Genomic DNA, 18,087 nt, shown 5'->3' on the forward strand with positions numbered 1-18,087 from the left:
AGATTTGTCGGCAGATGGCACGCTTGAGGCAGCGCTGTGCGTCTCGTGAGGTCTTGCCCTCAGCCATTCTGCGGCGACGTAGACCTTCGTGGACGGGTCCAGTCGCATCCTGATCAAAGTGACGGTGTGCAGAGCACGGTTGAGTTGCCGGTCACCGCTGCGGTTGATGCGATGGCGGTTCGTCAGTCCCGAGGACGCTGGGCCAGGCCGACGCCGACGTCCGGCAGACATCTCGGGGCACGGCAGACTCTGACGAGCCGCCAATTACCGTTTCGGGTCATGCCGGGACGCCGACATCAGCCTGGCAGCAACCCACCCCCGGGCCGCAGGTCGACTATCACAATTACCGTTTTGGTGGCCCCGCAATGGGGCGCCCGGCCTCCGGAGTTGGCATGACTTTCTCCCCCTGTCGATCACATCTTGGGGGGTGGTGTCACCGGCTCCGGAGGCATCGACAGACCAGGGCTGATGCGTTCTCAGTGAGTCATCTTGAGGAGTGCGGTGGCGTGATCCGGGCGTGACCGGTAGTGGTCGGCTGCGGCGGTGATGTTGTTCCAGTCGGCCTGGCGCATCAGGCCAATGGCAAGGTTGCGTAGCGTGGCCATGAGGCGGGGTGCGGTGCCGGTGCGGATCCGGGAGGCGTCTTCGCCGTAGGTCAGGTCGCGCACGTGGTGCAGGGCTTCCACCGACCAGTGGTCCTCGACGAGTTCGCCCAGACGGGCGGGGCCTGCTTGCTCAGGGCTGAGGCTGGTGATGGCGTAGACGGTCTTCGTCTGGGCCTTGCGGGTCGGGAAACGCAGGCCGGGCGCGACGGTGCACACCTTGAGCCGGCGGATCTCGCGTCGGCCGTGGCCGGTTGTGGTGGTGCGGCCAAGCACTGGATCTCGCTCCAGGGCAGGCGTTTGATCTGCTTGCGCAGCTTCTTTTGGTTGCCCTTGACCACCAGCAGGTAGCGGCCGCCTGCGGCGATGATGTGGTGGGCGTGCTCGCGCTGGGTGTGCATGGCGTCGGCGGTCACGACGACGCCGCGCAGGTCCAGGTGCTCCAGCAGCGGGGCGAAGGCGGGGATCTCGTTGCTCTTGGCCGCGACCTGACGCTGGGCGATGACGGTCTGGCTGCCGTGGAGGGTCGCGGCCAGCAGGTGCACGGCATGGCCGTCGGTGCGCGATCCGCGAACTGTCTTGCCGTCCACGGCCAGCCCGGTCAGGCGGTCGGGTTCGTCGACCGGGTCGGTGGCGCGGCGGGCCAGCCAGGCGCCCACCGCATCGTCGACCGTGTCCCCGTCCAGCCGCGCCAGTAGACGTCCCAGGGTGGAGGCGTTCGGGGGGCCCGAGCCAGCCCCAGCTGGTCGTGCACCTCGGCCGTCGCGTCCGCCGCGAAACGGGCGATCTGAGCCAGCGACTTCGCGCCGCCGAGCACCGCGACCAGGCACAGCCCCAGGAGCGAACCGAGCCGGTAGCGGCGTCCGCGTATCCGGCGCGGATCCGGGAGGCGGTCGAACACCTCGGCCAGCGTGGCCAGTTCATAGGAGTTCACAGGCAGGCAGGGCACAGTGGCGTCCTCGCCGTGGCGCGCGAGGACGCTGATCAGAGAAGATGGCACGCGGACGCAGCTCCAGGTCGGTCTTCATTCTCAGCAACCTTGATCATCTGACGTCGCATCCATCGTTTCCGCGCGGGGATGCCGCCCGCGGGCCGACGAGGCTTGCCTGCCATGTGACCTTGAGTTGCTCAGTGGACGACAACGCCTGGGATGAGGGCGGCGAGGATGGAGGACCTCGACGGCACGTCGAAGGCTGCACTGGACTCCCTCACGAGCCGTCCCACAGCCCCAGCCGTCGCAGGCGGCGCTGTCGGCGCCTCTCGTACAGTGCCGTGAGGCCGAAGATGCCGCCCAGCAGGAAGCCTCCGACCGGCCCGATGGCATAATCCGACGACTGGACCCCCGGGAGCAACAGGAAGTACGCAGCCCAAATCGTTCCTGTCAGGCATGTCACAAGGACCGGATACCGGGCCGCGAACTTCTGTGTACGTGTTGGTGGGCGCTCGCCGCCAAGGAAACGGTCCACGGCCCGAAACGCGCGCATCAGTCGGCGCCCTGTCTCTGGCATGACCGAGAGCGTATCGCGTGCCCGATCAGTCCTCGACTGGCGCGATACCCGTCGAGCACGAGGCACCCAGTTGATCCCGAACAGGTCACCAAGCTTGCCCCCGGTCCCACGGAACCCGGCCCGCCCCTTCATCTCGCCACCTTTGAGGGAGCCGACCAGCCGGGACAGGGAGACCTTCGGCGGGTAGTGCACCAGGAGATGCACGTGGTCGGTCTCGCCGTTGAACTCGACCAGCTCCGTTTCGAAGTCGGCGCAGACGGCGCGCATGACTTCCTCGCAACGTCGAAGGATCTCGTCCGTGAACGGGCCGCGCCGGTACTTGGGTGTGAAGACCAAGTGTGCGTGGAGGGTGTGGACGACCGTACGGCCCCTGCGGATATGGGGGTTTGGCTCCCAGCGTGGTGACATAGAGCAATGATATGATCACGGTCGTGAAGATCGTCGTGCAAGTGAAGCTGATACCGGAGGCCGACCAGGCCACCGCGCTTCTCGCGACCCTGCACACGGCCAACGGGGCCGCGAACTGGGTGTCGGCAGTCGCGTGCGAACGCGGTGTTCCGCGTGAATACGAGCTGCGCAGGCACACCTACGCCGAACTTCGGGCGCGGGGACTGGGAGCGCAGGCCGCCCAGCACATCATCAAGAAGACCCGCGACGCCTACACCACGCTCAAGGCCAACATCCGCGCCGGGAACCTCGGTAAGCCTGGATCGAAGCGTCGCGTCAAGGCCGAGACGAAGCCCATCACCTTCCGGCGCGAGGCCGCGCAACCATACGACGACCGGTGCTTGAGCTGGCAGTACGACGCGCAGACCGTTTCGATCTGGACGACCGCCGGGCGTGTCAAGAACGTCCGCTTCGCCTGTTCCCCGGATGGCCTCAAGATGCTCCGGGAGCACCGGCAGGGCGAGTCTGATCTGATCGAGCGTGACGGCGTGTTCTACCTGATCGCGACCTGCGACGTTCCTGAGGCCGAGCAGTACGAGCCCGACCACTTCATCGGCGTAGACCTTGGAATCGTCAACGTCGCCACCACGTCCACCGGCTACCAGGCCGCCGGGCGTGGCCTGAACCGGCACCGCAAGCGGCAACTCGACCTGCGCCGCAAGCTGCAGGCCAAGGGCACCAAGTCCGCGAAGCGGCTGTTGAAGAAGCGCAACCGGCGCGAGCAGCGGCACGCCGCCAACACCAACCACATCATCGCCAAGACGATCGTGACCGAGGCTGAACGCACCTCGGCCGGACTCTCCCTGGAAGAACTCAAGGGAATCCGGCAGAGGGTACGGCTCCGCAAGCCCCAACGGGTCGCGCTCCACTCCTGGGCCTTCGCCCAGCTCGCAGACTTCATCGTCTTCAAGGCTCGCAGGGCCGGTGTGCCCGTGGTCTTCGTCGATCCCGCCTACACCTCGCAGCAGTGCTGCGAGTGCGGCCACATCGACAAGAAGAACAGGGCAAGCCAGGCCCGCTTCACCTGCCGGAACTGCGGGGTCGTTGCCCACGCAGACCGGAACGCTTCCCACAACATCGCCCGCAAGGGCGAGGCTGTGTGGACCGCGGGGCGTGAGTCACGCGTCCCTGCCACCCCATAGGGGTGTCTGGACGGAGGAGCCCACCCAGCAGCCAGTTGGGCGCTACCTCCAAGCCCGGTCCTTTAAAGCCGGGTCAAGTTGACGGTCGCGTCCAAAGCCTTGGCCAGCTTGGCCAGGAGCGGCAGCGTAGGGACGGTGTCGGAGCCTTCGATCCGGGAGATCTTCGCCTGGGTGAGGCCCGCGCGGTCGGCCAGTTCGGTCTGGGTGAGCCCGAGCTCGGTACGCCGGTCATACACGGCTTTCGCCAGGGCCAGGGACAGCCGGATCTCGCGACGGGCCTCGGCCACGTCTTCCGGCTCGGTGAAGCCTTCGGCGAGCTTCCGCTCGCGCAGGGTCTTCCAGCGGCTGTGGCTCATTGCTCCACCTCTCCTTCCTCGATGGTGCGGATGAATTCCTCGTGGGCCGGGCCGTGTTCGGCCTCGCAGACCTTTTGTGCGAGTTTGGCGCGCCTGACCTCGGCATCCTCCCGCATTCTTGTCTTGCGGAAGACGGTCAGCAGGACCGCGGTGCGGTTCGGGGTGAGCCAGTACGTGATGCGTATGGCAGCACCGTCGAGGGTCGGGCGCAGCTCCCGGACTCCGTCGCCGAGGTAGCGGGCGTAGGGCTCGCCGAGCGCGGCGGCGTGTTCCGCGAGCAGCCCGAACGTATTCGTCGATTTTGAGGAAGTGCTTGGCCGGCAGGGCCTCCAGCCAGTCCCGCACCTCGGGTTCGAGCTGGATGGTGAAGAGCGCATCCACACCGTAGCTCGCGGTACGGCCGCGGCTGACCTGGCCGGAGCGCGCCGTGCTCGCGCCGCGCCGCCGCCCGGCGACCTCCTCGGGGCTGTGGGTGCGCAGCAGTTCGTTCAGCGAGCACTCCAGCTGTGCACGGCGCGTGGACCGGTCACGGGCCAGCGCCTGTGCGACCGCCTGTTGCAAGTACTCCTCCGGTGTCTTCCCCTCGGCTGCTGCGCGCCTCCGGATCCGCTCGTAGACCTCCTCGCTCATTGGAATGAAGTTCAGCGGGGGAACTTCAGGTCTGAGTGCGGCAAGTCTGTTCTTCACGGAGCCTCAAGAGGTTGGGTTGATCAGCTCATCCGTCGCTGCCGTTGCCGCCCGCGCCGTAGGTAGAATCTCGTTCCGTTATAGAGGTGGCCAGGGGCAGGGGTCTCTTGAACCGGCGCAACGGTCGCTGCGGGTGCGGGTGGCCGTTTCGGAACGATCTGCCGGGACCCGGCAGCCCCGGGTGCCGGGCGGGTGTGCCTTGTCCGCGGTCGCCGGTTCTCTCTCGTGTGAAGGCCCGCCATGTCTCCGGTCTCCCGCAGTCGCAAGCCCAAGAAGAACCGCCAGAGCAGTGGCGGGAAGCGTTCGGGTAATCCCGCATCGGCCAAGAACATCCCGGCACTGGGTGAGCGGTCCGGCCTCAGCTCGGGCAATCCGTTCGCACGCCCGTCCGGCCTGTCGTTCCTGCAGCAGCTCGCGCAGGGACAGCCGGCGAGGCGCGACTGGTTCGGGCCTTCTTTCTCGGTGCTCCTCGACGAGGCCGAGGTACTGCTTGGCGCCGAAGGCCCGCGCCGGCTGGAGGACATGACGGCCGGCCTGCTGGGGGCGCGCGTGCACCAGGCCGTCCAGGAGGGGCGGCCTCTCGCGCTCGGTGACTGGATAGGCGGGCTGATCGACGCTGCGGAGGAGCGGGCCCGGGAGCGCTTGGTTTCTGGAGTGCCCGGTGGTCAGGCCGCCCTGCTCCTGCTGTACGGGCTGTCGTCGGTGGGCTCGCCGGCGATCGCGCACGCGGCGCTGGAGGCGGTGTCCCGGCTGCGTCCGGTGGTGCGTGGTTCGCAGGTGTTGTCGGCTCTGCCGCAGTGGCGGGATGCGGTGGCGAAGCTGCGGATGACCGGGGACATCTGGGCGCTGCGTGATGTGTACGGCTCGCGTCTGGGCGTCATCGCGGCCACGGTCTATCCGGGCGGTATGGACCCGGCGGTCTACCTTTTCGACATCGACGCCTGCGGCTTCGTCGTCCTGGCCGGTGGCGGCACGTACGACGATGTGGAGCAGGCCGCTGAGGCCTGGCGTGCCGCGGTCGGCGCGGCGGCTGCTGGCGCCGGGGCCAAGCCGCTCGCCGAGGCTGGGACGGAGGCGCTGCGTTGTCTGACCGAGGTGGACCTGACCGAGATCAGTATTTTCGGGACGGAGCCGCGGGCGGTGTGGGACGAGTGGTTCCGGGCACTGCGGCGTATCCACGATGTCTCCGCCGCCCTGGAGCGGCGGGGAAGTTCGCTGCCTGCCGCCATCGACCTCTACCACGACGTCGATGTCACCCCGACGCTGGAGGCGTTCACCGCATGGCTGCAGCAGAGGCGGAGCGAGACGATCGATGAGGAGATCGTGGAAGCACTGGTCGCCGAGTGGCTGGCCGGTGTCCTGCCGGACACTGCGGACTCGGTCTCACCGCACCGGATCGTCCACAATCTCACGCTGATCAACGATTGGGATTCCAGCCACCCGGTCACGATCGGGGTCAAGCGGCTGCTGCCGGACTGGGTGCGCTTCCTCGCATGGCGGTCGGGTATTCCCCAGGCCGCGGCCGACGCGGCTCTGGCGACCCTGGCCGAGGTGTCCGCAGGCGGGCACCGGGCTGCAGAGCACTGCCCCGGGGTGCACTGAGACCCCGAGGGTCGTCCGGTGGCCCGGACGGCCGGAGGCGGGTGCTGCGGTGCCCATCGCGTCGCGGGCCCGGGGCACGATTGGTCGGCGCAGGGTCTCGGCAGCCGCCGCCAGGGGCCGTGTCTCCTCACGAAACCTGGTCAGAAGGGAGGGTCGCTGGAGGGGAGTCCGGCGTCGGTGTCCTGGGCGGGAGGGGCTGTCGCAGGGCGCGTGCAGCTCGCGGTGGCCCAGGGGTCGTCGGGTGCCGTCTCGCGGGGCGGGGTGGCGCGCGTGGTGCGGGCGATGGTGACCGTGGCGAACGCCATCGAGGCGCCGACATCGTCGACGTCCATCACCTGCACGTCACCGCCAAGCAGCGGACGGCCCGTCACCTCGAATTGTCTCTTGGTGATTTCGCCTGAAACAAGAAGCGGACCTCGCGCATCTGAGTTGGTTCAGGGCGCTGCCCGGAGCATCCACCGGTGCGAAGTATGAGGGGGCAGTCCGATCCGTCGCTGTCGGGGTTGCAGGCCGTCACCGCCCTGTCGACGTGCGGTGGAGTACCTCGCGGCACGTGCCACGGGAGCATAGATCACGACAACTCCAGCAGCGGGACTGGCACCATGGGGCGGTGCCTGCTTCCTTCGAACTTCCCACCATCGCACAACCAGCCCTGGAAACGCTGCTGCGTGGTCTGGCTGGCAACCCGTCGGCGCCTGCGGAGGTCCTGATTCGTCTGACGGCGGCAAACATCGATCGGTCCGGGCTGGCCGGGCGCCGCGACCTCCCTGCGGAGGCTGCGACGGTGCTTGCCACCGACCCTGATGTGACCGTGCGGTCGGATCTCGCCTCGAATCCGAACCTCCCACCTGCGGTTCAGGTCGTCCTTGCCGGCGACGCCGACCCGCGGGTGCGGGGCCGGCTGGCTGAAGGAGCGGAGTACTTCACCACAGTCGGCGTGCACGGGCGCCGAATCCCAGACCCGCTGCCGCGCGAGGTCTACGAACTACTGGCCCGCGACCCAGAGCCGAAAGTCCGCCGCGCGCTGGCCTTCAACCGTCACCTGCCAGACGATGTGCGGGACGTGATGCTCAATGACGCGGACCCGCGAACGGCCGCCATTGCTGCTGCCGAATGGCCCTTGGCCCCGACCGACCGGATCGGAGAACTCCTGTCGCGGGTGACCGGCGCCTTCGGCCGGCAGATGCTCCTGCTCCGCCTGAACGGTCCGCTTCCCACAGAGGCAGCACACGCCATGCTTACCGACATCGACTCCACTGCAGGCGATGCGTCCAGCATGGGTCTGCTGCGGCAGATCGCCGAAGTCGCCGACCTGGACGCCGCTCTGGCCGACCGATTCATGGCCAGTCCGGACTTGCGCGCGGCGGTGGCGGCCAACCCGACGCTGTCAGCCGAGCATGTCGCGGACTTGGCGCACGATCCAGACAACCAAGTTCGCGCGGCTGTTGTCGCACGGTGCGGCCTCGATCCGGCGTTGCGGGAGTCGATACCGGTCGACTACGACGACCGGAGCAGCGGCATCGTCGGCTGGCTGCTGACTGAGGACCTGTCCGAACAAGATCAACTCGTGTTCGCCCGAAGCCGCCACCAGATCTTCCGCAAGACCCTGGCCATGCGGCCCGATCTACCTGAGGAGATTGTCGAGATCCTCGCCGCCGACGAAAGCTTCGCGGTTCGACTATTCGTGTGCGAGCGGCAGCCGAATGCCCCCGGCTGGCTGCTGACTCAGATCGTCGAACAGTGGACCAGCTACAGCCGATGGGACATGCTCGCCCACAAGAACTTCCCCGCCGATGCCGCCACTCGCCTGGCCTGTTCCGATGAACCCCACGACCGTGCGGTCGCCGCAGCACATCCCGGTTTGCTGGCCGACACGCTCGAGGCTTTGCTGACCGACGACGATGACACTGTCCGCCGTCGAGCCGCGACCAACCCCGCTATTCCAGCCGACCGGCTGATCGAACTACTCGGGTCCGCCGACTCCGTCGTTGCCGCAGGAACTGCCGCGAACCGGATGCTTCCCGTGGTCACGATGCGCCAGATGGTCGATCAAGCAGGGCTGTGAGGACACGGCGCGATCACCGGCCTGGTCGAGATGCTCGGTGACGAGGTTCTTCACGTCCGCTTCGAAGCGCACGTCGGCCCGGACGAACGTGGCTCGCCCGCCGAGTGCTTCCAGCTCCTTGGCGAGTTGCTCGCCGGGGGTCTGGTGACGCCCGGAGACGACGAGATCGGCGCCCTGGCGCGCGTATGCGACCGCGGTGGCGTGACCGATGCCGGTCAGCGCACCGGTGATCACGACAGTGGGGACAGGCATGGTGGAGTCTTTCCTCCGGTCTGCAGGGATGGGGGAGTCGTGAGTTGTGCAGTGATCACATTCCAGAGCGCCCGCCCTGCGGTTCGGCTGTGTGGCATGGTGTGTCCCGCCAGAACCGTTCGATTGCCTGGAACATCTCCTCGGGGCACTCCTCAGGCAGGTGGTGGCCGATGCCGGCGAACACCTGGTTGTGCACGTGGTTGCTGAAGCGGCGCATCGTGTGGAAGAGGTTGTCGGCATCGGCGTATTCGCCGCCCAGCGTGAGGATGGGCATCGGGAGCGGGCGTGTGGTCCGCTCGGCGCTGGCTTTCCGGCCGGCCGGGCTTAGGACGTGCCGGTAGTACTGGAGTCCGGCGCGGACGGCGCCCGGCTTGCTGAAGACCCGCAGGTATTCGTCGAAGGCCTCGGAGTCGATGGTCCACGTTCTGGCAAGTTTGGCCGGGCCGAAGAACCACGAGAGGAATTCCCGCTCCCGGCCGTGGATCAGTGCCTCCGGTAGCCCCTCGACTCGGTTGAAGTAGAAGTGCCATTGGCGGTGGACCATGCTGATGTCCGGGTAGCCAGCCGGAGGATCGGGAGAGACGCCCGGTATGTAGGCGTCCGAGAGAACGAGGCGGCGGACGTCGCGCGGGTACTCCGCGGCCAGCGCGTGTGCGATCCAGCTGCCGGTGTCGTGGCTGACGATGTCGACGCCGTCGTCGCCTGCGAGGGAGAGCTGCTCGATGAACGCGTGGAGGTCGGCGGCGGCCGTTGCGAGGTCGTAGCCGGCCGATGGCATGTCGCTGTCGCCGAATCCCCGCGGATCGATGGCGTAGACCCGGCGGCCGGCCGCGACGAACATGGGGATCATGTATCGCCATGCGTACCAGCTCTGCGGCCAGCCCGGCATGAGGACGACCGGTTCGCCCTCGCCGGCGACGACGTAGTGGAGGCGCACATCCTGCGCCACGGGTACCAGGCCGTGCTCCAGCTCTTCGCGGATGTCGGCGAATGCCCTGGGCGGAGCGTACGGCGGTGTGGGCTCAGGCATGTTATGCATCCTTTTCCGACAGGGCGTGAACCGTTGTACGCGTTATGCGCTGGTGGACGGCATGGTTGTATGCAGTGATCGGCTCGACCAGCTCCCGGTACGGCTCGTCCAGGTGGTTCTTGAGCCCCCATCCGCGCACCGGGTTTTCGACGTAGCCGCACCAGTGCCAGCCGGTCAGCCATGGCTCGTGGATGACGGCGTCGAAGGCATTGATGTAGTTGTCCGCGCGTTCCGTCTGATCGGCGAGCCCGTCCCAGCGTCTGGCGTGCAGTTGTGTGGGGGCGCTGTTTCCGACGTCGGCGAGGATGACGGGTTTGCCGGTCGCCTCGGCCCAGCCCGCGAGGTCGTCGCGCATGCGTTGCAGGGCTTCGTCGGTGCTCCCCGGGAAGTACTGGATGGACAGGACATCGATGTGGGGGGTGGCCGCCTGCAGGACGACCTCGGGGATGCCCTTGTTGCCGTTGTAGCGGTCACCGAGGATCAGGTGGTCCGGGTCGGCGTTGCGGACGCTGGCGGTGGTGACCTCGTAGTACTTGCGGGCGATGTCAAAGAGTCTGCGTTCGTACGCGGCAGGCGCGAGGCCTTCCAGGCCCGGGAAGTTGCGTCCGGAGGCGTGCGGGAGCCAGGACGGGATGTCGATGAAGAAGTAGCCGATGAGCCGGTCGTCGTCACGGTGCTCGGCGCAGATGCGTCGGGCCAGGTGATCGCAGTAGTCCTGGAAGTCGGTGGAGAAGACGTCGGGGAAGCCCGGGTTGCCGTTCCAGTTCTCGATCTCGGCGAAGCGGAGGGTCTGGACGTACGGCAGGCGGGCGTTCCTGAGCTCGTGGGCGGACCATCCCTGCGAGTGCCTCAGGTCGATGCGGTTCATCCAGTCCGCGTCGATCTCGTAGTCGCCGGCCACCCACTGCTGGGTCCAGCCGAGCGTGTTGAAGCCGTAGGCGGTCAGGTCCCGTAGGGGCCCTTCCTGGATCCAGGTGGACCGTGACCCGTACCGCTCGTTCCAGACGTGGTGGTTGTGCGGGTACTTGAGATCGGTCTCCTCGGCGTGGTTCAGACCGAGGGAGAAGAAGCCGTGGCCGTCTGGTGTGATGAGCCATTGCCGTCCGTCGACCTGCTCGGTCCTGAAGAAGCCGGTAGCGGTGGAGGTGACCGCGGTCGTTCCTCCGTAGATGTTTGCGGGGGAGGCGCTGTAGAGGCTCATTACTCTGCCTTTTCCCTGTTGAAGGCGACGGCGGCGACGATGATGGCGCCCTTGACGATGAGCTGGATGGAAGGCGCGACTCCCGCGAGGACGAGGCCGTTGTTGAGGATCCCGATGATCAGGCTCCCCAGGACCACGCCGAAGATGGTTCCGCGGCCTCCGAAGAGACTCGTCCCGCCGAGGATGACGGCTGCGATGACGTCCAGTTCCAGGCCCTGCGCCACGTCGGGCCGGGCCGCGTGGCCGCGTGCCGCGAGGATCAGTCCGGCCAGACCCGCGAGAGCGCCGGTGAAGGCGAACGCGATGAGTGTGACGCGCTTGGTGTTGATGCCGGAGTAGCGGGCGGCCCGGGCGTTGCCGCCGGTGGCGATCAGTTTGCGTCCGAAGGTGCTGAGGTGGAGCACGACCCCGCCGGCCAGGACGACGAGCAGGGTCCACAGGATCGGAGTGGAGACGGACGCCAGGGCGCCGTCGTTGTAGATGTTCCAGAAGTCGACGTTGGTGACGAGGACGGGCGAGGTGTCGCTCAGGAGGAGCGCGACACCTCGTGCCGCTCCCATCATGCCGAGCGTCACCAGGAACGAGGGGATCCGCAGTACGGCGACCAGTACCCCGTTCACCACCCCGACGAGGAGGCCACACAGGAGCCCGGCCAGCGTGCCGAGCCACCAGACGCCTGCCACATCACGCATCACGATCGCGGCCACGACCCCCGACAGCGCGAGGTTCGACGCGACCGAGAGGTCGATCTGGGCGGTGATGATGACGAGCGCCATACCGACCGCGACGATCGTGACCAGCGCCGTCTGGCGGGCGATGTTGGCGAAGTTCCCGGCGGAGAAGAAGACCGGCGACGCGACCGAGAAGCCGACGATGAGCAGGACGAAGGCGCTGTAGAGCACGAACGGCTGCTCTCCTGCCGGGAAGAAGCGCCGCAGCCGGCTGTGCGGCCCGGCAGGCCCTGCCTGATCGGTCTTCGGGGGCAAGGTTGTTGTCATGACTGCTGCTCCTGGACGAGTTCATGGAGATGCTGCTCGTTGCGCACCTGGGACCGGGGAAGGACCGATGTCACGCAGCCGTCGGCGACGAGGGCGATGGTGTCGCATAGCAGGAGGAGTTCATTGAAATCCGACGAAGCGACCAGGACGGCGGTCTTGTCGGTGGCGGCCAGGGTGCGGACCGCCTGATAGATCTCGGCGCGTGCGCCGACGTCGACACCGACTGTGGGCTCATCGAGCAGCAGGACGCGGGGAGCGGGGTCGAGCCACTTGCCGAGGACGATCTTCTGTTGGTTGCCGCCGGAGAGCGCCCCGACGCGTTGCCGTGCGCTGGGTGTCCTGACTCCCAGGTGCTCGATGACGGAGTCCGAGCGGTGATGCGACGCGCGGCGTTGGAAGAGCCCGTACCGGGAGAACCGGCGCAGGTGGGGAAGGCTGATGTTGTGCTCGATGGAGTGCTCGAGGACGAGACCGTCGGCGTGCCTGTCCTCGGGGATCAGCGCTATGCCGCGGCGTATGGCGTCGGCGCAGTCACGCAGGACGGTGCGGTGCCCTCCGATGGATACGGTGCCGCTCGTGACCGGCAGCAGGCCGAAGACGGTTTCCAGGAGTTCGGTCCGGCCGCTGCCGATGGTCCCGGCGAGGCCGACGATCTCTCCCTGACGGGCCGACAGGTTCACCTCTCGCAGCCGCGTGCTGGAGACAGACTTCAACTCGACGGCGGCCGAACCGAATTCGGGATTCCCCATCGGCGCTTCGTCGGCTTGGGCCGCGTCCGTTCTGGATCCGACGATGGCGTCGACGAGCTTGGGCATCGTGCTGTCTGCGGTGTCGAACGTAGCGGCGTTCCTGCCGTCCCGTAGGACGGTCACTCTCTGCGTGAGGGTGAAGATCTCCTGCAGGCGGTGCGTGACGTAGACGACGCCGACGCCGCGGGCGGTGACGTCGCGGACGGCATCGAAGAGGACGTGCTCCTCTTCGGCGGTGAGCGACGAGGTCGGCTCGTCGAGAACCAGGATGTCGGCATGCCCGATCAGTGCTTTGGCGATCTCGGTCAGCTGGCGATGTGCGAAGGGTAGGGAGCTGACGAGTGCCTCGGCCCGCAGCGGCAGGCCGTACTGCTCGATGAACTCACGGGATTGGCGCATGATCTCCCGCTGGTCGACGAGCCCTGCCGCGTTCCTGGGCTCGCGGCCGAGGAAGAGGTTGGCGGCGACCGTCATGCTCGGGACGAGACTGAGATCCTGATAGACGACGGCGACTCCGGATGCGCGCGCGGCCTGCGGGGATGCGTCGTCGAGGTGTCGTCCCCGGACGCGGACCGTACCGCTGGTCCTTCTTTCGACTCCGGCCAGGATTTTGATCAGCGTGGACTTACCGGCGCCGTTCTGGCCGAGGAGCCCGTGTACCTCACCGGCGCGCAGGTCGAAGTCGACGCCCTTGAGAGCCTGCACCGATCCGTACGACTTGACGATGTCCTTCATCCGCAGCAGCGGTTGGGCGGCCGAGTCGTGCGGGGGCCCAGTCCGCGGCACCGGGGGGCCGCTCGGGGGAGGGAGAGCGTTCATGGTTGGCACTTTCGATCGGCCCGCTAGCGATTCGAGTCGCAGGCGTGGTTCTTCCGGCATGTCTCGGTGAGCTGCGCGGGCGGGTTGCCGTGGTAGACCTGCCGCCAGGCGTCCAGGACGTTGTTCTGGGTGACCGGTACAGCGGGGAAGGCGATCCACTGGGGCACCTGCTTGCCCAGGAGCGATGCGATGGCGGCCTTGGCTTCGGCCTTTCCCTGGTCGTAGGGGACCTGGGCGCCGACTGCCTTGATCATCCCGTCGTTGGCCATGTCGAGCGCGACGTCGGACGCGATGTTGACGGACGTGATCGGAAGACTGCGGCCCTGAGCGCGCAACGCGCTCTCGATACCGGTCGCGGGGACCTCCCACTCGGTGAACATGCCCTGCACGTCGGGGTTGGCCGTGAGGAAGTTCGCCGCTTCGTCGCCGGCCTTGGCCGGATCGAGGAACTCGACCTCCTTGATCTTGATGTCCGGCCTGTTGGCCTTCATCCAGTCGACGAAGCCTGCGCGCCTGTCTTCCGTGACGCGGAAGTCGACCCCGAAGTGGAGCACACCGACCGCGCCGCCGCGTGGAATGTACGCGGCCAGGGCCTTCGCGCCGACTGCTCCGTCTCCCTGGTTGTCGGACGAGACCATCGCTTGGTAGTCGGTGGGATACCGCATGCCCTTGGGCACGTTGTCCATGAGGATCAGCTTGATCCCGGCCCGAGCCACCTGCTTGTACGTCGCCGCGGTGGCGGTGTCGTCGACGGGGATGCTCAAGATGGCGTCCGGAGCCTTCTGGATCATGTTCTGGATGCCGGCGACCTGCTTCTCGACGCTGTAGTCCGGATCGACGACGCCGACCACCTGCGCGTTGTACTTCCGGAGTTCGTCGGTGATGCCGCGCACCTGCTCCGTGGACCACTCGACATTCATGGTCTGCATCACGATGCCGACGCGGAACTTTGCCGTCCTGGCCTTCGCGATGTCGCCCGGTGTCAGAACGATGGAGCCGGCGGGCCGTCCTTCGGCCCCGTCCGGGCCGCGTCCGACGATGCCCTTGGGGGCGAGGGCGGCCGCATTGACCTTGGCCAGCGGATCGTCCTGCCCCGTAGTGCCTGCGCTGTTGGATGAGCTGCAGGAGCAGAGTGCTGCGAGGCACGCAGCGACCGGCAGTGCTATCAGATGCCTTGCTCTCTTCATCGAGATTTCTTTCCTCAGTCGCGTCAGCGGTCTGCAGCGATGGTGGAGGAGAACGGTCATTCTGCCTAGGGTGGTGCCATGTGACGTGGGACACACGACTGACGCCGTGGTGTGATCGCACGCTGAAGACGGTGTGCTGTCCACGAGTCCCACCAATCGCACCCGACCGCAGCTATAAGCAGGTTGACCTGTATGAATAGTGAGGCGACGACCCCCGCGGCATGGTCGGACGAACGCCGGACCGAGGCCTGGTCGAGTAGCCGGATCGCTGCGGCATGGCGCCATCCACCTGCTGTCGGATGGGCCTGCTCGGAGGTACACTCTCACTGAAGTGGACCGGTCAGGCACATCAGTGGAGACAGGGGGCAGGGCAGTGGAGGGGACCCGCGGAGGAAAGGGGCGGTCGGAGTCAGTGACGGAACGGGCCGCAGGCGGTCCCACGCAGTCGGTCGCCCGCAACAAGATCCTGCAGACGGCAGATCGCCTTTTCTACAGCGAGGGAATCAGGGCGGTCGGAATCGACCGGGTAGTCACCGAATCCGGTGTGGCCCGGGTGACCTTCTACCGGCACTTCCCCTCCAAGGACGCTCTCGTCGTGGCCTATGTCGGGCTGAGGCTGCAGCATGACCGCGACGAGCTGGCTGAGCTCAAGGAGCTGTACCAGGAGCCGAGGGAGGTGCTCCGCGCCATCGGCCGGCGCCTCTACGAGGAGGCGGCCGCGGCCGGGTTTCGCGGCTGCCCGTACTCCAACGTCTCGACCGAATTCTTCGACAAGAACCATCCGGTGCGGGACGCCACACTGCAGCATCGCATCTGGTTCATGGCCGAAGTGGAGCAGATGCTGCAAGCGATGGGTCATCCGGCGCCCCCCGTGGCAGCCGAGCGGCTGCTGATGCTGCGTGCCGGGGCGATGGCCATCGCGGCGAACAACGGCTGGGAACGGCCGATGTGGAAGGTCTTCCTCGACACCTGGAACGACGTCATCGGCTGACGGCGCGGCAGTATGCCGGCCCTCGGGACGAGGGCTGCGAAGTCAGGTCGCGGGCGAGGCGGAAGAGGCCTGTTCGTTCTCTTCCTTCGCGCCGTCCCACAAGCTGAGGGCGGCGCGTACGGTGTCCTCGAGTTCCGCCCTGCTGTGGCCGCCCTTCGCCTGCACTGCCATTCCCTGAATCAGGGTTACCAGCAGAGCCGCGGTCGCATCGGCATCCAGGCCCCGCGGCAGCGGCCCGTTCACGCTTGTCTCCCGCAGACGCTCGCGCAGAGCAGGCCAGATCAAGTCGCGCTTTCGGGCAAGCTCCTCGCGAATGGGGTCACTGTCGGGACCGCAGGCCAGGGCCCCGTTCGTTTCCAGGCATCCAGGCGGGGTCGACTCCCCGGTGTGTAGCGTCGCGATGCCGTACAGAAGTCTTTCCGCGATGCGCTTGGGCGTGGTCTCGGCCAGTGCCTGGACCCGGAAGTCCAGGTAGTCGGAGTGGTAGAGCTCCAGTGCTCGCTGGAACAGTTCCTCTTTGCTGCCGAAGGTTCGATAGAGACTCGTCTTGCCCAAGCCTGTGGCTTTCATGAGAACGCTCAGTGAAGCGCCTTCATACCCGTATTTCCAGAAGGCGAACATCGCATTCTGGAGGGCCTGTTCTTCGACGAAGGTCCGCGGCCTGGACAATTCAACCGCCTTTCTTTCGAGCCTTTCCACTGGACGACTCATAGCCTGGGGGATCGCGCATTTTGCGCGATCCCCCAGGCTATCACTTGGCGGGTTCCTCCATTGGCGCCGGCCGAATCGTACGGGTCTTGAGCACGAGGCCGGCGACGGCTGCTGCCGCTACGGCCAGGACAATCGCCGCCCACGGCGTGGTCAGCACACCCACGCTGCCGAGCACACGTCCGCCGATCAGGGACCCACCGGATATCCCCAGGTTGAAGGCGGCGATGTTGAACCCCGACGCGGCGCCCACCGACTCGGGCACCTCGTCCTCGGCCACCGTCACCACTCCGGTCTGCACCACGGGGTTGATCGCAAAACCGAAGAATCCCCAGACAGCAAGGTTGATCAACACGGCGACTGCCGAGTGGGCCGTGACAGGCAGGAATGCGAGCGTTGCGGCCAGGCCGACCAGTACCACGATCACGGCTTGCTTGGTTCCCAGTCGGTCCGCCAGTTTCCCTCCCCAGAAATTGCCGATAACCGTGGCAATTCCGAAGACGACGAGGCCGACGTTGACCATGTTGTCACTGAAACCCGTCACGGATGTAAGCAGCGGCGAGATGTAAGTGAAGACAACAAAATTGGCGCCGAAACCCAGTGCGGTGATGAGATACATCGTGACGAGACGGCCATTGCGGAGCAGTCGGAGTTGGGAAAGCAGGCTGGTCGGCGGTGTGTGGGAGATCTCCCTTGGCAGAAGGACCAGTAGGGAGACGACGCTCACCGCGGCGAGCGCCGTCACGACCAGGAAGGGAAGACGCCAGTCAAATGTCTCGCCTATCCATGAACCGAGCGGCACACCCAACACCATGGCCACCGTCAGGCCGCCGAACATGACGGCCAGGGCACTGTTTGACTTGTCTCGCGGAACAAGCGAGGAGGCGACGGCTGCGCCGACGCTGAAGAAGACTGCGTGAGCGAAGGCTGTGATGACGCGCGCCGCCAGCAGGGTTGCGAAGCCGGGTGCGAAGCCCGCGACGAGGTTTCCGACGAGGAAGATCACCATGAGCCAGATGATGAGCTTGCGGCGGTCGACTCGCCCGGTGAGCGCGGTGAACAGCGGCGCACCGATGGTGATCGACAGAGCGTAGAGACTCACCAGGAGTCCGGCGGTGGGGATGCTGACCTGCAGATCGTTGGCGATCGACGGAATGATCCCGACGATCACGAACTCGGTGGTTCCGATGGCGAAGGTCGAGATGGCCAGGGAGAGAACGCTACGCGGCATCGCCGACTGGCTCCTTCGCGAGTGCCGCAGTGGCGGCGGCCTGGGCGATTGTCTCGTCCTCTTCCACGGAGGCGCCGGAGACGCCGACCGCGCCGATGACCGTACCGTCGGCATCCTTGATGACGACTCCGCCACCGAAGTTGATCAGCCCGCCATTGGTGTGCTCGACCATGTAGCTGGGGCCGTCGGGGTGGGCCACCCCGCCGAGGGCCGCGCTGTCGGTCTCGAAGAGGGCGGCCGTACGCGCCTTGCGGTGCGCGACGTCGATGGTGCCGAGGACGGCCCCGTCCATGCGGAGGAAGCCGGCCAGGTGGGCCGCCCGGTCGCACACGCTGATGTTGACCGGCGGGAACCCGCGCCTGATCGCCTCCTCCTGTGCGGCGGTGATGAGCTTCTCGATAAGTGCAGCGCTGAGCGTCACAATGCGCCTTTCGTTCGCCGGACCCTTTTGGCACCGATCGGTTCCAAACTTTAGGTCTTGATGCGACACGCGTCAAACCGCAGGTCAGCGA

Annotated in this window: 19 protein-coding genes and 2 pseudogenes; 4 read left to right on the plus strand and 17 right to left on the minus strand. The window is 66.8% G+C overall.

From position 1 onward, the window contains the following. Nucleotides 1-138: 138 nt before the first annotated feature. From ACFYXB_RS38810 to tnpA, 5 genes and pseudogenes are all read right to left on the minus strand, one after another. Nucleotides 139-231 (minus strand): annotated as a pseudogene (locus ACFYXB_RS38810) (hypothetical protein); the annotation flags it as partial. 245 nt (nt 232-476) lie between these two features. Further along, the gene (locus tag ACFYXB_RS38815) at nt 477-686 is read right to left on the minus strand and encodes a hypothetical protein (protein WP_389589688.1); all 210 of its coding nucleotides are present in this window, start codon (nt 684-686) and stop codon (nt 477-479) included. Beyond that, nucleotides 656-1,309, minus strand: coding sequence for an ISAs1 family transposase (locus ACFYXB_RS38820; RefSeq protein ID WP_389589717.1), 654 nt, complete (start codon nt 1,307-1,309; stop codon nt 656-658). The genes ACFYXB_RS38815 and ACFYXB_RS38820 overlap by 31 nt, the downstream gene beginning before the upstream one ends. Then, nucleotides 1,204-1,602: a transposase family protein gene (locus tag ACFYXB_RS38825; RefSeq protein WP_389589689.1), complete on the minus strand. Its 399-nt coding sequence runs from the start codon at nt 1,600-1,602 to the stop codon at nt 1,204-1,206. The genes ACFYXB_RS38820 and ACFYXB_RS38825 overlap by 106 nt, the downstream gene beginning before the upstream one ends. A gap of 646 nt (nt 1,603-2,248) precedes the next feature. Next, nucleotides 2,249-2,518: pseudogene (tnpA, locus tag ACFYXB_RS38830) on the minus strand (IS200/IS605 family transposase); the annotation flags it as partial. An 11-nt stretch (nt 2,519-2,529) separates the two neighbouring features. On the opposite strand from tnpA, the gene ACFYXB_RS38835 reads away from it, so the two are divergent. Further along, on the plus strand, nt 2,530-3,699 hold the full coding sequence (locus ACFYXB_RS38835; RefSeq protein ID WP_389589690.1) for an RNA-guided endonuclease InsQ/TnpB family protein: 1,170 nt from the start codon (nt 2,530-2,532) through the stop codon (nt 3,697-3,699). A 62-nt stretch (nt 3,700-3,761) separates the two neighbouring features. Here the strand turns inward: ACFYXB_RS38835 and ACFYXB_RS38840 are convergent, their stop codons facing one another. Both ACFYXB_RS38840 and ACFYXB_RS38845 read right to left on the minus strand, forming a co-directional pair. After that, nucleotides 3,762-4,055 (minus strand): helix-turn-helix domain-containing protein, encoded by a 294-nt coding sequence (locus ACFYXB_RS38840; protein WP_389589691.1) that lies wholly within the window; start codon nt 4,053-4,055, stop codon nt 3,762-3,764. Continuing rightward, complete coding sequence (locus ACFYXB_RS38845; protein WP_389589692.1) at nt 4,052-4,432, minus strand: type II toxin-antitoxin system RelE/ParE family toxin; 381 nt, start codon at nt 4,430-4,432, stop codon at nt 4,052-4,054. The genes ACFYXB_RS38840 and ACFYXB_RS38845 overlap by 4 nt, the downstream gene beginning before the upstream one ends. Before the next feature lie 550 nt (nt 4,433-4,982). Here ACFYXB_RS38845 and ACFYXB_RS38850 point away from each other — a divergent pair. Continuing rightward, a complete protein-coding gene (locus ACFYXB_RS38850; RefSeq protein ID WP_389589693.1) occupies nt 4,983-6,344 on the plus strand; it encodes a hypothetical protein in 1,362 nt (453 codons plus the stop codon). A gap of 140 nt (nt 6,345-6,484) precedes the next feature. On the opposite strand, the gene ACFYXB_RS38855 is transcribed toward ACFYXB_RS38850, so the two are convergent. Continuing rightward, a complete protein-coding gene (locus ACFYXB_RS38855; RefSeq protein ID WP_389589694.1) occupies nt 6,485-6,715 on the minus strand; it encodes a hypothetical protein in 231 nt (76 codons plus the stop codon). 239 nt (nt 6,716-6,954) lie between these two features. On the opposite strand from ACFYXB_RS38855, the gene ACFYXB_RS38860 reads away from it, so the two are divergent. Then, nucleotides 6,955-8,409, plus strand: coding sequence for a hypothetical protein (locus ACFYXB_RS38860; protein ID WP_389589695.1), 1,455 nt, complete (start codon nt 6,955-6,957; stop codon nt 8,407-8,409). On the opposite strand, the gene ACFYXB_RS38865 is transcribed toward ACFYXB_RS38860, so the two are convergent. From ACFYXB_RS38865 to ACFYXB_RS38890, 6 genes are read right to left on the minus strand one after another with little or no spacing between them, the layout of a single operon-like run. Next, a complete protein-coding gene (locus ACFYXB_RS38865) occupies nt 8,308-8,661 on the minus strand; it encodes an SDR family NAD(P)-dependent oxidoreductase (RefSeq protein WP_389589696.1) in 354 nt (117 codons plus the stop codon). The two genes, ACFYXB_RS38860 and ACFYXB_RS38865, sit on opposite strands and share 102 nt — an antisense overlap. Nucleotides 8,662-8,716: 55 nt before the next feature. Further along, nucleotides 8,717-9,691, minus strand: a complete 975-nt coding sequence (locus ACFYXB_RS38870; protein ID WP_389589697.1) for an alpha/beta fold hydrolase — start codon at nt 9,689-9,691, stop codon at nt 8,717-8,719. Nucleotide 9,692: 1 nt separating this feature from the next. Next, a complete protein-coding gene (locus tag ACFYXB_RS38875; RefSeq protein WP_389589698.1) occupies nt 9,693-10,892 on the minus strand; it encodes a hypothetical protein in 1,200 nt (399 codons plus the stop codon). Then, nucleotides 10,892-11,890 carry an ABC transporter permease gene (locus ACFYXB_RS38880; RefSeq protein WP_389589699.1) on the minus strand — a complete coding sequence of 333 codons (999 nt, stop codon included), beginning with the start codon at nt 11,888-11,890 and terminating at the stop codon, nt 10,892-10,894. The genes ACFYXB_RS38875 and ACFYXB_RS38880 overlap by 1 nt, the downstream gene beginning before the upstream one ends. Beyond that, nucleotides 11,887-13,458 (minus strand): sugar ABC transporter ATP-binding protein, encoded by a 1,572-nt coding sequence (locus tag ACFYXB_RS38885; RefSeq protein WP_389589700.1) that lies wholly within the window; start codon nt 13,456-13,458, stop codon nt 11,887-11,889. Before ACFYXB_RS38885 ends, ACFYXB_RS38880 begins: the two co-directional genes overlap by 4 nt. 23 nt (nt 13,459-13,481) lie before the next feature. After that, a complete protein-coding gene (locus ACFYXB_RS38890; RefSeq protein ID WP_389589701.1) occupies nt 13,482-14,645 on the minus strand; it encodes a substrate-binding domain-containing protein in 1,164 nt (387 codons plus the stop codon). 412 nt (nt 14,646-15,057) lie between these two features. Between ACFYXB_RS38890 and ACFYXB_RS38895 the strand changes: the two genes are divergently transcribed. Next, a complete protein-coding gene (locus ACFYXB_RS38895; protein ID WP_389589702.1) occupies nt 15,058-15,636 on the plus strand; it encodes a TetR/AcrR family transcriptional regulator in 579 nt (192 codons plus the stop codon). 42 nt (nt 15,637-15,678) lie between these two features. Here the strand turns inward: ACFYXB_RS38895 and ACFYXB_RS38900 are convergent, their stop codons facing one another. From ACFYXB_RS38900 to ACFYXB_RS38910, 3 genes are read right to left on the minus strand one after another with little or no spacing between them, the layout of a single operon-like run. Continuing rightward, the gene (locus tag ACFYXB_RS38900; protein WP_389589703.1) at nt 15,679-16,335 is read right to left on the minus strand and encodes a TetR/AcrR family transcriptional regulator; all 657 of its coding nucleotides are present in this window, start codon (nt 16,333-16,335) and stop codon (nt 15,679-15,681) included. A 52-nt stretch (nt 16,336-16,387) separates the two neighbouring features. Beyond that, nucleotides 16,388-17,575 carry an MFS transporter gene (locus ACFYXB_RS38905; RefSeq protein ID WP_389589704.1) on the minus strand — a complete coding sequence of 396 codons (1,188 nt, stop codon included), beginning with the start codon at nt 17,573-17,575 and terminating at the stop codon, nt 16,388-16,390. Beyond that, entirely contained in the window at nt 17,565-17,996 is a 432-nt protein-coding gene (locus ACFYXB_RS38910) for a heme-binding protein (RefSeq protein ID WP_389589705.1), read from the minus strand. The genes ACFYXB_RS38905 and ACFYXB_RS38910 overlap by 11 nt, the downstream gene beginning before the upstream one ends. Nucleotides 17,997-18,087: the final 91 nt, after the last annotated feature.

Source organism: Streptomyces sp. NPDC002619 (genome assembly GCF_042889305.1).
Classification (GTDB): Bacteria; Actinomycetota; Actinomycetes; order Streptomycetales; family Streptomycetaceae; genus Streptomyces.

Excerpts from the sequence above, each read along its gene's own strand:
- ACFYXB_RS38870 (WP_389589697.1), bottom strand. The coding sequence starts at position 9,691 with ATGCCTGAGCCCACACCGCCGTACGCTCCGCCCAGGGCATTCGCCGAC.
- ACFYXB_RS38875 (WP_389589698.1), bottom strand. The coding sequence starts at position 10,892 with ATGAGCCTCTACAGCGCCTCCCCCGCAAACATCTACGGAGGAACGACC.
- ACFYXB_RS38835 (WP_389589690.1), top strand. The coding sequence starts at position 2,530 with ATGATCACGGTCGTGAAGATCGTCGTGCAAGTGAAGCTGATACCGGAG.
- ACFYXB_RS38890 (WP_389589701.1), bottom strand. The coding sequence starts at position 14,645 with ATGAAGAGAGCAAGGCATCTGATAGCACTGCCGGTCGCTGCGTGCCTC.
- ACFYXB_RS38840 (WP_389589691.1), bottom strand. The coding sequence starts at position 4,055 with ATGAGCCACAGCCGCTGGAAGACCCTGCGCGAGCGGAAGCTCGCCGAA.
- ACFYXB_RS38865 (WP_389589696.1), bottom strand. The coding sequence starts at position 8,661 with ATGCCTGTCCCCACTGTCGTGATCACCGGTGCGCTGACCGGCATCGGT.
- ACFYXB_RS38885 (WP_389589700.1), bottom strand. The coding sequence starts at position 13,458 with ATGAACGCTCTCCCTCCCCCGAGCGGCCCCCCGGTGCCGCGGACTGGG.
- ACFYXB_RS38850 (WP_389589693.1), top strand. The coding sequence starts at position 4,983 with ATGTCTCCGGTCTCCCGCAGTCGCAAGCCCAAGAAGAACCGCCAGAGC.
- ACFYXB_RS38845 (WP_389589692.1), bottom strand. The coding sequence starts at position 4,432 with ATGCGCTCTTCACCATCCAGCTCGAACCCGAGGTGCGGGACTGGCTGG.
- ACFYXB_RS38880 (WP_389589699.1), bottom strand. The coding sequence starts at position 11,890 with ATGACAACAACCTTGCCCCCGAAGACCGATCAGGCAGGGCCTGCCGGG.
- ACFYXB_RS38905 (WP_389589704.1), bottom strand. The coding sequence starts at position 17,575 with ATGCCGCGTAGCGTTCTCTCCCTGGCCATCTCGACCTTCGCCATCGGA.